Annotated in this window: 11 protein-coding genes; 7 read left to right on the top strand and 4 right to left on the bottom strand. The window is 72.8% G+C overall.

The window, feature by feature from the left end; all coding sequences use genetic code 11:
- Positions 1-54 precede the first annotated feature (54 nt).
- The 3 genes from ACZ66S_RS02920 to ACZ66S_RS02910 all read left to right on the top strand — a co-directional run bounded on the left by ACZ66S_RS02920 (position 55) and on the right by ACZ66S_RS02910 (position 3,388).
- Positions 55-1,005 (top strand): EamA family transporter, encoded by a 951-nt coding sequence (locus tag ACZ66S_RS02920; protein WP_469899172.1) that lies wholly within the window; start codon positions 55-57, stop codon positions 1,003-1,005.
- Positions 1,006-1,331: 326 nt separating this feature from the next.
- Positions 1,332-2,525, top strand: coding sequence for a sigma-70 family RNA polymerase sigma factor (locus ACZ66S_RS02915; RefSeq protein WP_469899171.1), 1,194 nt, complete (start codon positions 1,332-1,334; stop codon positions 2,523-2,525).
- Between the two features lie 104 nt (positions 2,526-2,629).
- Complete coding sequence (locus ACZ66S_RS02910; protein ID WP_469899170.1) at positions 2,630-3,388, top strand: SDR family NAD(P)-dependent oxidoreductase; 759 nt, start codon at positions 2,630-2,632, stop codon at positions 3,386-3,388.
- Here the strand turns inward: ACZ66S_RS02910 and ACZ66S_RS02905 are convergent.
- Positions 3,357-4,532 carry a hypothetical protein gene (locus tag ACZ66S_RS02905; protein ID WP_469899169.1) on the bottom strand — a complete coding sequence of 392 codons (1,176 nt, stop codon included), beginning with the start codon at positions 4,530-4,532 and terminating at the stop codon, positions 3,357-3,359. The two genes, ACZ66S_RS02910 and ACZ66S_RS02905, sit on opposite strands and share 32 nt — an antisense overlap.
- On the bottom strand, positions 4,529-5,644 hold the full coding sequence (locus ACZ66S_RS02900) for a HesA/MoeB/ThiF family protein (RefSeq protein ID WP_469899671.1): 1,116 nt from the start codon (positions 5,642-5,644) through the stop codon (positions 4,529-4,531). The genes ACZ66S_RS02905 and ACZ66S_RS02900 overlap by 4 nt, the downstream gene beginning before the upstream one ends.
- Positions 5,645-6,010: 366 nt before the next feature.
- Between ACZ66S_RS02900 and ACZ66S_RS02895 the strand changes: the two genes are divergently transcribed.
- Positions 6,011-7,261: a M14 family zinc carboxypeptidase gene (locus tag ACZ66S_RS02895; RefSeq protein WP_469899167.1), complete on the top strand. Its 1,251-nt coding sequence runs from the start codon at positions 6,011-6,013 to the stop codon at positions 7,259-7,261.
- A gap of 512 nt (positions 7,262-7,773) precedes the next feature.
- On the opposite strand, the gene pepN is transcribed toward ACZ66S_RS02895, so the two are convergent.
- Positions 7,774-10,386, bottom strand: a complete 2,613-nt coding sequence (gene pepN / locus ACZ66S_RS02890; RefSeq protein ID WP_469899165.1) for an aminopeptidase N — start codon at positions 10,384-10,386, stop codon at positions 7,774-7,776.
- A 158-nt stretch (positions 10,387-10,544) separates the two neighbouring features.
- Here pepN and ACZ66S_RS02885 point away from each other — a divergent pair, with 158 nt between their 5' ends.
- Positions 10,545-11,018, top strand: coding sequence for a DUF1203 domain-containing protein (locus ACZ66S_RS02885; protein ID WP_469899164.1), 474 nt, complete (start codon positions 10,545-10,547; stop codon positions 11,016-11,018).
- A gap of 3 nt (positions 11,019-11,021) precedes the next feature.
- Here the strand turns inward: ACZ66S_RS02885 and ACZ66S_RS02880 are convergent, their stop codons facing one another.
- A complete protein-coding gene (locus ACZ66S_RS02880) occupies positions 11,022-12,038 on the bottom strand; it encodes an aspartate-semialdehyde dehydrogenase (RefSeq protein ID WP_469899162.1) in 1,017 nt (338 codons plus the stop codon).
- 302 nt (positions 12,039-12,340) lie between these two features.
- Between ACZ66S_RS02880 and ACZ66S_RS02875 the strand changes: the two genes are divergently transcribed.
- Positions 12,341-12,865: a sigma-70 family RNA polymerase sigma factor gene (locus tag ACZ66S_RS02875; protein ID WP_053852501.1), complete on the top strand. Its 525-nt coding sequence runs from the start codon at positions 12,341-12,343 to the stop codon at positions 12,863-12,865.
- Position 12,866: 1 nt separating this feature from the next.
- Complete coding sequence (locus tag ACZ66S_RS02870; protein ID WP_469899161.1) at positions 12,867-13,580, top strand: hypothetical protein; 714 nt, start codon at positions 12,867-12,869, stop codon at positions 13,578-13,580.
- The last annotated feature ends 44 nt before the right edge of the window (positions 13,581-13,624 follow it).

The following is a 13,624-nucleotide window of genomic DNA, read 5'->3' as shown; positions in this document are numbered from 1 at the left end:
AAAAGTAGCTTAGGAGTAAGCTACTTTCACGCAAGCTAATCGTCTGGGGGAGCCATGAGGAAACCGGGCATCAACCGTTCCGCCACCGTCCTTCTCACCGCCCTCGCCCCCGTCTCCTGGGGCACCACCTACGCCGTCACCACGGAGTTCCTCCCGGCCGACCGGCCCCTGTTCACCGGCATGATGCGGGCGCTGCCCGCGGGGCTGGTCCTGCTCGCCCTCGCGCGGGTGCTGCCGCGAGGTGTCTGGTGGGGGAAGGCGGCGGTGCTCGGGGCCCTGAACATCGGGGCCTTCTTCCCGCTGCTGTTCCTGTCGGCGTACCGGCTGCCGGGCGGGATGGCCGCGGTGGTCGGGTCGGTGGGGCCGCTCATCGTCGTCGGGCTGTCGGCCGTACTGCTGGGGCAACGGCCGGCCACCCGGAGCGTGCTCACCGGACTCGTCGCCGCGTTCGGTGTCAGCCTGGTCGTGCTCAAGGCGGCCGGGGCCCTCGACGCCCTCGGTGTCCTCGCGGCGCTCGCGGCCACCGCCTCGATGTCCGTCGGCACCGTGCTGACCAAGCGCTGGGGCCGCCCCGACGGTGTCGGCCCGCTCGCGCTCACCGCCTGGCAGCTCACCGCGGGCGGCCTGCTCATCGCACCGCTCGCCCTCTTCGTGGAGGGCACCCCGCCCGCGCTCGACGGGCCCGCGGTCGGCGGCTACCTCTACCTCGCGCTGGCCAACACGGCCGTGGCGTACTGGCTCTGGTTCCGCGGCATCGGCCGCCTCACCGCCACCCAGGTCACCTTCCTCGGCCCGCTGTCCCCCCTCACCGCCGCGGTGGTCGGCTGGGCGGCCCTCGGCCAGGCCCTCACGCCGGTGCAGCTCGCGGGGATGACCCTGGCCTTCGGGGCGACGGTGGCGGGCCAGCGGGGAGCACACCCGCCGGCCCGCGGGTCGCTCGGCTCGGAAGGGCGGGAGCGGCGGGGGGTGCCGACGGGGGTGGAGCCGGTGGCGCTCCGGCGATAGGGGGCACTTCCCTCGGCCTGCTGTCACCTCTGGTCGCGGCGGTTGTCGGGTGGGCGGCGGTTCGGCCGACGCCGGCCCCGTTGCGCGGGATCACTGCAAGGACCGCGCTCCCGCGATCCGCGCACGCGCCACCCGGCGCCGTTGTAACGTCACTTCGTCCCCGTGTTACGAAACTTCCGGAGGCGTACGTGGGCGCAGGCGGCTGTGCGGTGTGTGGGGAGCCGTTGCCCGCGCGGGCCGGGCGGACCGGGCGGGGGTCCGTCTACTGCTCGGCCGCCTGTCGGCAGAAGGCCTACCGGGGGCGGCGGCAGCCGCAGGGACTCACCGTGCAGGGGCTCATCGACGACATCGGGCGGCAGGCCCAGCGGTTGGCGCCGCAGCCGGCGGACGCCCTCTACTCGACCGTGTCCGAACTGTCGGAGTCGGTCGCCCAGTTGAGGCGTGTGGCGCGCACGGTGCGGGACACCACCCACGACGCCGGGGATTCCGTAACAGCGGGATCCGTTACGCAACCCATTGAAGCCGCTTCCCTCTCCGAGACCGACTTCGCCGCCCTCACCGAGCAGTACCGGCGTGAGATCCAGGTGCACTGCTACCGCATGACGGGGTCGTACGACGAGGCCGAGGACCTCGTGCAGGAGACCTTCCTGCGGGCCTGGCGGGCGCGGGACGGCTTCCAGGGGCGGGCGAGCGCGCGGACCTGGCTGTACCGGATCGCCACCAACACCAGCCTGGACCTGCTGCGACGCACCGCCCGCCGCCCGCAGCGCTACGAGCCGGTGCCCGGGATGAACCACGGCGAGGGGGAGCCGCCCGCCCGTGTCACCTGGTTGCAGCCCTACCCCGACGACGAGATGCCCCTCACCGAGGAGCACGAGCAGCCCGAGTCCGCCGCGGTGTCCCGCGAGACCCTGGAGCTCGTCCTCCTCGCCGCGATCCAGCACCTGCCCCCGCGCCAGCGGGCCGCGCTGGTCCTGCGTGACGCCCTCGGGCTGACGGCCGCCGAGACCGCCGAGGCCCTGGAGACCAGCGTGGCCTCCGTCAACAGCGCACTCCAGCGGGCCCGGCCCACGCTGCGCGAGCACCTGCCCCGGGAGCGCGCGGACTGGCGGGCCACCGTGCCCACGGAGGGCCAACAGGCCGTACTGGACCGGTACATGGCCGCCGTCGGACGCCTCGACTTCGACGCGATGGCCGCGCTGCTCACCGAGGACGTCACCCTCACGATGCCGCCGAACCCGTTCTGGTTCGTCGGCCGGGACGCGATCATCGACTTCGTGCGGGTCAGCCTCGACCCCGCCTCCCCCGTGTTCCTCGGACACTGGCGCAGCCTGCCCACCCGGGCCAACGGCCAGCTCGCGGCGGCGAACTACGTCCGCAGGCCCGGGACCAGCGTCTTCCGTGCCCAGGTCCTGGACGTCCTGCGCTTCGGCGACGAGGGCCGCGGCGACCGGATCGCGGAGATCACCTCCTTCGAGCCGCATCTGTTCGCCGCGTTCGGGCTGCCCCCGCGGCTGTGACCACCGAGGAGCCGACCGAGGAGCGGTGACCCGACCGATGAGCGTCGGGGGAGTCGTACGTCTGCATGGATGTCACGTACGAAACACCTTCCAAGGAGTTCACCATGCTGCTCACCGACAAGACCGCGATCGTCTACGGCGCCGGCGGTTCCATCGGCGGGGCCGTCGCCCGTGCCTTCGCCGAGCAGGGCGCGCGGGTCCACCTCGTCGGCCGTACCCGTGCCTCCCTGGAGGCGGTGGCCGCCGACATCAAGGACGCCGAGGTCGCCGTCGTGGACGCGCTGGACGAGGCGGCCGTGGAGGCGCACGCCGAGCAGGTCGGGGACATCGACATCTCCATCAACCTGGTCACCCGCGGCGATGTGCAGGGCGCGCCGCTGACCGACATGCCGGTCGACGACTTCATGCGGCCGGTCGCCGACGGTCTGCGCGCCAACTTCATCACCGCCCGCGCTGCCGGACGCCGGATGGCCGCACGCGGCTCCGGTGTGATCCTGGCCCTCAACAGCGGTTCCGCGCACGGCAGTCCGATGATGGGCGGCACCGGACCGGCGGACGGGGCGATCGACACCCTCGTGCGCAACCTGGCGATCGAGCTGGGGCCGCGCGGGGTGCGGGCGGTCGGGCTGTGGGTGGCCGGGGTGCCGGAGACCTTCACCGTGGAGAAGCTCTCCGCGGTCAACCCGGCCATCGACGAGGGTGCCGTCCAGGGCATCGTCGACCACCTCGCGGGGATGCGCATGACCCGCCGCAACCCCACCCTCGCCGAGGTCGCCGCCACCGCGGTGTTCCTCGCCTCCGACCACGCGGGCGGGATCACCGGCACGTTCGTCAACGCGACGGGCGGGATGGTGTCCGTCTGAGCCTGCGGCCGTGCCACCAGGTGCGCAGCCACAGGGCGTGCAGCCCGCCGAGCGTGACGACGACGGCGATCCCGTCCAGCCGGTCCCAAGCCGTCTGCCCCGCATACGACTTGACCAGCGCTCGGGTGAACAGGGCGAGGTCGGCGGGCAGGGTGACGGCGGCGAAGAACGCGAGACACAGCGTGGTGCCGAGGACCAGCACCACGCTGTACGCGCGCACGGCCCGCCGTTCGTGCGCGGGCAGTTCGAGACTGGGGTCCACCTCCCCGGTGCGCCGCAGCAGACGCCGGGCACGGTAGCGCGTGTACGCCACCCCGTCCCCGAACAGGTCGCGGCAGCGGGTGAGGTCCTGGAGGACGAAGTACAGGTCCGTGCGCATGAAGACCAGGAGCTGGAACGGGAGGGGGAGCAGGGCGAGCAGCGCCACCGCGGCGAGGACGCGGCGCGGTGTGCCGCTCGTGGCGCCCGCGGCGAGGGCGGCCAGGCACGCGGCCGTCAGGTTGGTCGCGATGCCGGCCAGGTAGGCGGTCAACCGGTGGCGTCGCGGGGCGAGTTCGATGCCGCTGATGTCGGTCTGCATGACCAGGAACTGGAGCCGGGTGCCGAGCCGCATCCGCCCCGCCACCCCGGTCGCCCGGGCGGTCAGCAGATGGGCGCACTCGTGGAGCAGCAGCAGGCTCCAGCCGACGCCCGCGCCGAGGGCGAGGACCGCGCTGCCGTGCGAACTCCACAGCAGGGTGCGGTAGTCGAGCGGCACGGGCGGACGGGTGAGCACGGTGACCGCGATCAGCAGGACGACCGCCACGGGGACGGCGGGACTCAGCAGCCGGCGCACATGACGGGGCCGTATCCACGCCAACGTCGGTGTCGGCGGCGGCTCCTGCTCGATCGCACGGCCGTCGACCTCCGCGACGAACCCGAGGTCCAGCAGGGCCGCCACGAAGTCCGGTACGTCGATGTCGTCGCCGGTCCGGTCCCGTAGCCGGGCGCCCACCTCGGCCGGGGTCAGGCCCTCGTCGAGCAGGTCGAGGGCCTGCTTGCCCACCTCGGGCAGGGCCACGAAACGGCCGGTCGCGCGGCGGCCCACGATCCACTCGTCGCCGTCGGGGCGGGAGTCCAGCGCGTGCAGCCGTACCCGGTTCACGCACGCTCCCCGCACGCCGGGCAGTCCGGGAGCCGGGGTGTGCGCTGGTGGACCGGGTCGCCGGGGAGCATGAGGTTCACGCCGAAGCGGAAACCCGGCTCCATCGCGGGGACCCCGGTCAGCAGGGCGAGGGCGGCATGCGCGAGCAGCGCTCCCGAGAGCCCGGCGGTGACGGCGCTCGCAGGGTTCCACGGCATCCGCGGCGAGGCGATCTCCGGGTCCTGGCCCGGCCCGAGCCGCAGGTCGCGCCGGGCGATCTCGCCCTCCCGCAGGCACTCCCAGCAGGCCCCCCGCCCGGGTACGTACACCCCGGCGGTCACCAGGGGACCCCGGTATCCGGCGTCGACCCACGGCAGTCCGGCCGCCAGGCACGCCCGGTTGGTCCAGCGCCGGAGGGCCTCGGGACGGTCGGCGGCGAGGACGAGGAGGTCGTACGGGGAGGAGGCCCGGCGCCCGCGTTCCCGGGGGCCGGCCAGCAGCTCCGCCAGGTCCTCCTGGCCCGTCACCTCGCTGCGCTCCCCGGTCACCGTCACGTCCGAGTTCAGTGCCCGCAGGGTCGCCAGTGCCGCCTCCACCTTCGGGCGGCCGAGGTCGGACTCCCGGTACAGGGGCTGGCGGTTGAGGTTGGAGAGCTCGACTACGTCCGGGTCGACGCAGTGCACGTGGCCCACCCCGGACGCGACCAGGGCCTGGGCCGCGTGGCCGCCCGTGCCGCCGACGCCGAGCAGGAGGACGCGGGCCCCGCGCAGCCGGAGCTGGGCGTCCCAGGGGCTGGTGCGCGGGGCGAGGTCCATCCAGCGGAGCAGGGGGACACCGCGGCTGTAGCGGTCCTCCTCGCGGGGCGGCACCGGTACGGGCGCCCCCGCGTCGTCCACGAAACCGGCGGTCAGCAGGTCCGCCATGGCCTGGCGGGCGTCCGCGTCGGTCAGCCCGGGGTGCGTGCGCAGGACCTCGGCGACCACCTCCGACGGTCCCCGCGTGCCGTCCATCGCCTCGACGAGCGTCCACACCCAGCCCTGCGGGTCGGCGATCTCCGCGCCGATGCCGTGGATCACGCTGCCGACGCGGACGTTGCCGTCGACCGTGCGGTAGGCGCGGTGCTCGGGCTTGATGCGGGGGCGCCCGAGCGACTCGACCGTCACCGTCACCGTATCCGCCACCAGGGCCCCCTCCCCTTTACACGTACACCTTCTTGACACTCTGACCCCCTCGGCACAGCCTTGACAAGAGCGGTCAGCGATCGCTTCGGAAAGGTCAAATCCCGTACTAAGACGAGGAGTTGCGATGCCGACAAAGATCGTGATCCGCCCCTTGGACAAGAAGGAGACCACGGGGGACAGCGGCGGCAACGGCGGCAGTTGAGAGGAGCTCACATGACCGTCAAAATCGTGATTCGCCCGCTGGACAAGAAAGAGACCACTGGGGACAGTAATTCCCAGGGTGCTTGATCGGATCAACAGCGTTCTCGGAGGACCGGCGTGCGGACTTCGCTCTATCCGGCAGTCGACGAACTGGAGCGAAGGGCCCGTACGCTGGTCCGCGCCGCCCCCGGCCTGCTGCGGCTGGACCGGGTCGGCACGAGCCGCGCCGGGCGCCCCCTGTGGCTGCTGTCCGCCGGACACGGCGCCCGCCATGTCCTCGCCGTCGCCGGTGCCCATGCCAACGAACCGGTGGGCGGGGCCTCGGCGTTGCGGCTCGCCGCGCTGTTCGCCGGCCGGCCCCGCGTGCTCGAAGCGCTCGGCTGCACCTGGCACTTCCTGCTCTGCCTCGACCCCGACGGGGCGCACCTCGCGCACGGCTGGCAGCCGGAGCAGCCGGAGCCGTCCCTGACGGAATGTCACCGCTACTTCTACCGGCCCGCGTTCGCCCTGCAGCCGGAGTCCCTGCCCGTGCCGCCCGGACTGCCGCTGCCCGAGTCGGCCGCGCTCCTGCGGCTCCTCGACGAGTTGCGGCCCGTCGCCCAGTTCACCCTGCACGGCATCGAGTTCGGCGGTGCCTTCGTGATGATGACGCGGTCGGTGCCCGGCGCCGCGGAGGCCTTCCGGCGGACGGCGGCACATCTGCGCGTCCCCGTCGACCGGGACCCCGTCGACGGACCCGACTGGCGGCTCGACCCGCCCGGTGTCCTCGTGCTGCCCGACGGGCACGGCGAGGGTGAGCGCGACCCGAGCGGTTACGTCGCCGAGAGCACTTGGTTGCACCCCCGCCGCCACGGCACCCTGACCACCCTGATCGAGACCCCCGCCTGGGCCGTGCCCTCGGTGAGCGACGCCCGGCCCGTCGCCGACCCCGACCGGGCGGCCGCGCATCTGGGGGAGGTGCTGCTGGGCCGGACCCGGGAACTCCAGGACGTCCTCGGGACCCGGCTCGACACCGCCGTACCGGACGATCTGGCCCCGCTGGGGGCCGCGGCGCGGGAACTCCTCGACGTGGCGCCGTCCATCGTCGCGTGCTGGGCCGCGGAGGAACCCGGCCGCTTCCACGGCCACTTCGCGTCCCGGGGGATCTCCGCCCGCCGCATCCCGCTCAGGGTGGCGGCGATGGCCGCCCGCGCCCTGGCCCGCACCGACCCCCGCGCCGCCGAGATCCTCGACGACCTGGTGCGCGAGTGGAGCCAGGAGCTGGGCAAGACGTACGACCTGCGCTGGATCCCGGTCGCCGCCCAGACCGCCCTGCACCTCCGCACGATGCTGAACACGGCCCACCTGATCTGCACACAAGACGCTTAACCGGGACCCCCGCCCCGCCCCGGGTTGCTGAACTCCCGCCTTGCGCCGGGCGGCTGGGCCGCATGCGTCCCGCCGGCTGTTGCTTGCGCGCGTCCCGCCGGGCGGTTGGGCGAACCGCGCCCGCCGGACGGCAGGGCGCCCGCTTCACGCCGGGTTGTTGGGTGCCCGGCGTGCGCCGGGTGGCCTGGCAGCCCCGCGCAAGGCGGGCTGTTGGGCCCCCGCCGGACCGCCGGGCGACCCGCGCCGCGTCGGGTCACCCGGCACCCGTGGCCGCCTTCGATCGGACCGCTGACCCACCCGCGCCCCGCAGGACCGTGGGCCAGGACCCTCGCAGGGCCGCCGTGTTCCGCAGGGGCAGGAGTCCTGCTGGGCCACCGGGCCCCGCAGGGCCAGGCCGGCCCCCGCATGACGTCCGCCCCCGCAGGACGCCGACCCCGCAGGGCCGAGCCTCCCGCCGGACCAGCCTCCCGGCAAGACCGCCGGGCCCCCGTTGGGTCAGTGGCCTCCGCCCTCTACTCCCCCGCCTGGGCGTCCGCCGTCTGGGCCCTCAGGGCTCGTTCCACGCCTGCGCGGGACTCGGAGACCAGGCGGCGCAGGGCCGCGTTCGGTTCGGCTGTGGACAGCCAGGTGTCCGTCCGGTCCAGGGTCTCCTGGGAGACCTGGAGGGAGGGGTAGAGGCCGACCGCGATCTGCTGGGCGATCTCGTGCGAGCGGGACTCCCAGATGTCCTTGACCACCTCGAAGTACCGCTCTGTGTACGGCGCGAGCAGCTCCCGCTGGTCGGTCTGCACGAACCCGCCGATGACGGCCTCCTGGACCGCGTTGGGCAGTTGGTCGGACTCGACGACCTGCGACCAGGCCTCCGCCTTCGCCTCCTCGGTCGGCCGCGAGGCACGCGCGGTCGCCGCGTGCCGCTCACCCGCCGCCGTCCTGTCCCGCTCGTACTCCGCCGCGATCTCCGACTCGTCGTAGCGGCCCACGGAGGCCAGCCGCTGCACGAACGCCCAGCGCAGCTCCGTGTCGACGGCGAGTCCCTCGACGACCTGGGACCCGTCGAGCAGCGCCTCCAGGAGGTCGAGCTGCTCGGGGGTGCGGGCCGTCGCCGCGAACGCCCGCGCCCAGGCGAGCTGGTGGTCGCTGCCGGCCGCCGCGGACCGCAGGTGGGCCAGCGTGGCGTCGGTCCAGCGGGTCAGCAGGGTCTCGCGGGCGGCGGGCGCGGCGTACAGCTCGATCGCCAGCTTCACCTGCCGGTGCAGCGACTGCACGACACCGATGTCGGACTCCTTGCCGATCCCGGAGAGGACCAGCGAGAGGTAGTCGCGGGTCGCGAGCTCGGCGTCCCGCGTCATGTCCCACGCCGACGCCCAGCACAGGGCGCGGGGCAGCGACGACTCGAAGTCACCCAGGTGCTCGGTCACGAAGGCCAGCGACTGCTCGTCGAGGCGGACCTTGGCGTACGACAGGTCGTCGTCGTTGAGGAGCACGACCGCCGGACGGCGCTTGCCGACGAGCTGCGGTACGGCCGTCAGCGCACCGTCGACGTCCAGCTCCACACGCTCGTCGCGGACCAGCTTGCCGCTGGTGTCGTCGAGTTCGTACAGGCCGACGGCGATGCGGTGGGGCCGCAGGGTCGGCTCGCCCTTGGCGCCCGTGGGGAGCGCCGGGGCCTCCTGGCGGATGGCGAAGGAGGTGATGACACCGTTGCCGTCCGTCTCGATCTCCGGGCGGAGGACGTTGATGCCGGCCGTCCGCAGCCATTTCTCCGACCAGTTCCCCAGGTCACGGCCGGAGGTCTCCTCCAGCGCGCCCAGCAGGTCGGACAGCCGGGTGTTGCCGAAGGCGTGGCGCTTGAAGTACGCCTGCACCCCGCCGAAGAACTCGTCCATGCCGACGTAGGCGACGAGCTGCTTGAGGACGGAGGCGCCCTTGGCGTACGTGATGCCGTCGAAGTTGACCAGCACGTCGTCCAGGTCGCGGATCTCGGCCATGATCGGGTGCGTGGACGGCAGTTGGTCCTGGCGGTACGCCCACGTCTTCATGGAGTTGGCGAACGTGGTCCAGGAGTGCGGCCACCGGCTGTCCGGGGCGTACGCCTGGCAGGCGATGGAGGTGTAGGTGGCGAACGACTCGTTCAGCCACAGGTCGTTCCACCACTCCATGGTCACGAGGTCGCCGAACCACATGTGGGCCAGCTCGTGCAGGATGGTCTCGGCGCGCATCTCGTACGCGGCGTCGGTCACCTTGGAGCGGAAGACGTACTGGTCGCGGATGGTGACCGCGCCCGCGTTCTCCATCGCGCCCGCGTTGAACTCCGGCACGAACAACTGGTCGTACTTCTCGAACGGGTACGCGTAGTCGAACTTCTCCTGGAACCACTCGAAGCCCTGCCGGGTCACCTCGAAGATGGCGTCCGAGTCGAGGTGCTCGGCGAGCGAGGGGCGACAGTAGATGCCCAGCGGCACGGACTGGCCGTCCTTCTCGTACACGCTGTGCACGGAGTGGTACGGGCCGACGATCAGGGCCGTGATGTACGACGAGATCCGCGGGGTCGGCTCGAAGACCCAGACGTCGTCCTTCGGCTCGGGCGTCGGGGAGTTGGAGATGACGGTCCAGCCGGTCGGCGCCTTCACGGTGAACTGGAAGGTGGCCTTCAGGTCCGGCTGCTCGAAGGACGCGAAGACGCGGCGGGCGTCCGGCACCTCGAACTGGGTGTACAGGTACGCCTGCTGGTCGACCGGGTCGACGAAGCGGTGCAGGCCCTCACCGGTGTTGGTGTAGGCGGCGTCGGCGACGACCCGCAGGATGTTGCGCCCCGCCAGGAGGCCCGGAAGGGCGATCCGGGAGTCCTTGAAGACCTCGGCGGGGTCGAGGGCGTCCCCGTTCAGCGTGACCTCGTGGACGGTGGGGGCGACGAGGTCGATGAAGGACTCGACACCTCCCCCACTCTCGGCTTCGCTCGAGCGGGAGGTGCCCCCATCGGCGACGTCGAAGCGCACCGTGGTCACGGACCGGTAGGTACCGCCCTCCTGCGCGCCGGAGAGGTCGAGATCGATCTCGTAGGACTCGACACTGAGCAGCTTCGCGCGCTGCTGAGCCTCTTCGCGAGTCAGGTTTGTGCCAGGCACGCGGTCATCTCCTTGTTTCCTCGATATGAGTAGGTTCGGCGGTCCGGCCATCCTTCCACGAACTGTCTCCCACGCATCGGGGGATTACCCTGCGGTTCCGGGGGTTCGAGGTCCGGTTTCCGCCGGTCATCCGCGCGCGGCCGCGCCAGCCTGGTGCCATGACGACCTACACCGCACGGCCCGTCGCCCCCGCCGTGGCCGCGGAACTGCGCACCGCCGACGACTCCGGCCGCCCGCTGTCCCCCTTCACCGACGAGGAGGGCGGCGCCCCGCTCCGCTGCTGTCTGCGCCGCAGCGAGCCGGGCGAGCGGATCGCGCTGGTCTCCTACGCACCCCTGCGCCGCTGGGCGGCCGTCACCGGCGCCGAGCCCGGGGCGTACGACGAACAGGGTCCCGTCTTCCTCCACGCCGAGGAGTGCGCGGGGCCGGACGGACGCGAGCGGTATCCGTTCGCGGACGCCCACCGGACCGTCCGGCGGTACTCCGCCGCCGGGCACATCCTGGGCGGGGAGCTGGTCGGGAGGGTCGACGACGACGCCTTCCGAAACGCGTTCGACGACCCGTCCGTGGCGCTGGTCCACGTCCGGGCCGTCGAGTACGGCTGTTTCCTCTACGAGGTCAGGCGGCCCTGAGGGTCAGCCCTTGAGCTCCGCCGCCACCAGCTCCGCGATCTGGACCGCGTTCAGCGCGGCGCCCTTGCGGAGGTTGTCGTTGGAGATGAACAGGGCGAGGCCGTTGTCGACCGTCTCGTCGCGGCGGATGCGGCCGACGAAGGAGGCGTCCTGGCCGGCGGCCTGCAGGGGGGTCGGGATGTCCGAGAGGGTCACGCCCGGGGCACCCGCCAGGAGCTCCGTCGCGCGCTCCGGGGGGATCGGGCGCGCGAAACGGGCGTTGACCTGGAGGGAGTGGCCGGAGAAGACCGGGACGCGCACACAGGTGCCGGAGACCTTCAGCTCGGGGAGCTCCAGGATCTTGCGGGACTCGTTGCGGAGCTTCTGCTCCTCGTCGGTCTCGTTCAGGCCGTCCTCGACGAGGTTGCCCGCGAAGGGCAGGACGTTGAAGGCGATGGGCCGCTTGTAGACCTGCGGCTCGGGGAAGTCGACCGCGCCGCCGTCGTGGGTGAGCCGGTCCGCGTCGGCGGCGACCTTCTGCACCTGCCCGTGCAGCTCCGCCACGCCCGCGAGACCGGAGCCGGACACCGCCTGGTAGGTGGTGGCGATCAGCGCCTGCAGGCCCGCCTCCGCGTCCAGCACCTTCAGGACCGGCATCGCGGCCATCGTGGTGCAGTTCGGGTTGGCGATGATCCCCTTGGGGCGGTCCGCGATGGCGTGCGGGTTCACCTCGGAGACGACCAGCGGGACCTCGGGGTCCTTGCGCCAGGCCGAGGAGTTGTCGATCACGACCGCGCCCTGCGAGGCGACCTTTTCGGCCAGCGCCTTCGAGGTCGCGCCGCCCGCGGAGAACAGCACGATGTCCAGGCCGGTGTAGTCGGCCGTCGCCGCGTCCTCCACCGTCACGCCGTCCAGGACCGAGCCGGCCGAGCGGGCGGAGGCGAACAGGCGCAGCTCCGTGACCGGGAAGTTCCGCTCCTTGAGGATCTTCCGCATGACCGTGCCGACCTGTCCGGTGGCTCCGACGATTCCGACCCTCACGGTGACTCCCTATCTCTGCGTGCTTGACCGAGGCTTTTCCATCATGCGGCCGACCCGGGTGAGCCTGTCCAATTCTTTGTGCTCCATGCTCGAGGACTGGGACGCCGGGCGGTGGCGATCCGTTGCGGAACACCCGTCCCCCCGTCGCTGAGCTGGAGAAATTCGCCCCGCCGCGGTTCCGTGCCGCAAGCCGTACGGTCCCGGGCGCCCGGTGTGACGTACACCTCGGAGAAATTGTCGCGGGCCCCGCCGAACGTTTTCCGTCCCACCGGCGTCGTAGGAGAAACGCGGCGAGGGGAGGGGTGTCGGTGCTGCGCGGAATCGGCCGCCGGACCCAGGGGGACGACCCCCTGGACGCGGCGCAGGAACGCCGGGTGCGGGCCGTGCTCGCCCTGGGCGGGGTGCCGCAGGCGGACCTGCCGGACGGGGTGCAGCAGGTCCGCCTGCGGTTGCTGGAGCGGGCGGCGAAGGGGCACGAGGCGCCGCGGGACGTGTCCGCGTGGGCCGCCGTCGTCGCCTCCAACCTCGCCATGGACTGGCACCGGGCCAAGAAGCGCCAGGAGCGCCTGGGGGAGCGGCTGGCCTCGCTCAGACAGCACGAGCACCCCTCCGGGGAGGACACCAGCGTGCTGTCCGTCGCTGTCGCGCAGGGTCTGGACGAGCTGCCCGACCAGCAGCGCCAGGTCCTGGTGCTGCGGTTCTTCGCGGACCTGCCGGTGCGCTCGATCGCCCAGGAGCTGGGCGTCCCGGAGGGCACGGTGAAAAGCCGCCTGCACACGGCGGTGCGGGCCCTGCGCGCCCGGCTGCACGAGGACGAGGTGGTGTGACATGAGCGCCGAGAACGAGACGTACGACAGCGACGCGCTCATGGCCGCGATCACCGGTGCGGAGCTCGGTGACGAGGCCCGCGCGGACGAGGCGTTCCTCGCCGAGTACCGGGCGGCCGAGGCCGACATCGGCCTGCTGAGGGAGCAGCTCGGGCTCCTCGGCGAGGCGCTCGCCGCCCCGCCGCCCGCCCCGGAGCCCGTGTCCGCGCGGCCCCGGCCCGCCCCGGCCCGCCGCCGCGTCCGCATCCTGGCCTTCGGCACCCTGGCGGTGGCAGCCGCCGCGAGTGTCGTCACCGGCCTCGGCTGGCTCGTCGGGCACACCGGCGCGAACATCTCGGACGCGGGCGGCAGCGCCGACTCGGCCTCCAAGGCGGAGTCGGGCGTGCGCTTCGGCAGTCCGGCCTACCTGGCCTGCGCGACCACGGTCGCCGAGGGCGAGGTGACCGCCGTCAGGGAACTCCCGGCCACCGGGGAACTGCAGGTCACCGTGCAGGTGAGCCGGTACTTCAAGCCGGCCCGGGGCGCCGACCGCCTCACCTGGGTGATCGGCGCCTACGACCTCCCCGAGCCCCTCACCCGGGGCACCCACGTCCTGTTCGGCGTGAGCGAGGGCTCACCCGCTCCCGACCACTGGGTCGTCGGTGAGCGGGAGATCGCCCGGGAGCGGGCCTGGATCACCGCCTCGCTGCCGCAGTCGCGGGCCTCGGCCTGCTGAGACACGGGAAGGGGCGGGCGCCCTCACGGACACCCGCCCCTTGT

The sequence above is a fragment of the Streptomyces sp. NPDC107471 genome (assembly GCF_055582845.1).
The sequence above is the reverse complement of the archived record's forward strand: the minus strand, read 5'-3'. Positions and strand labels throughout refer to the sequence as shown.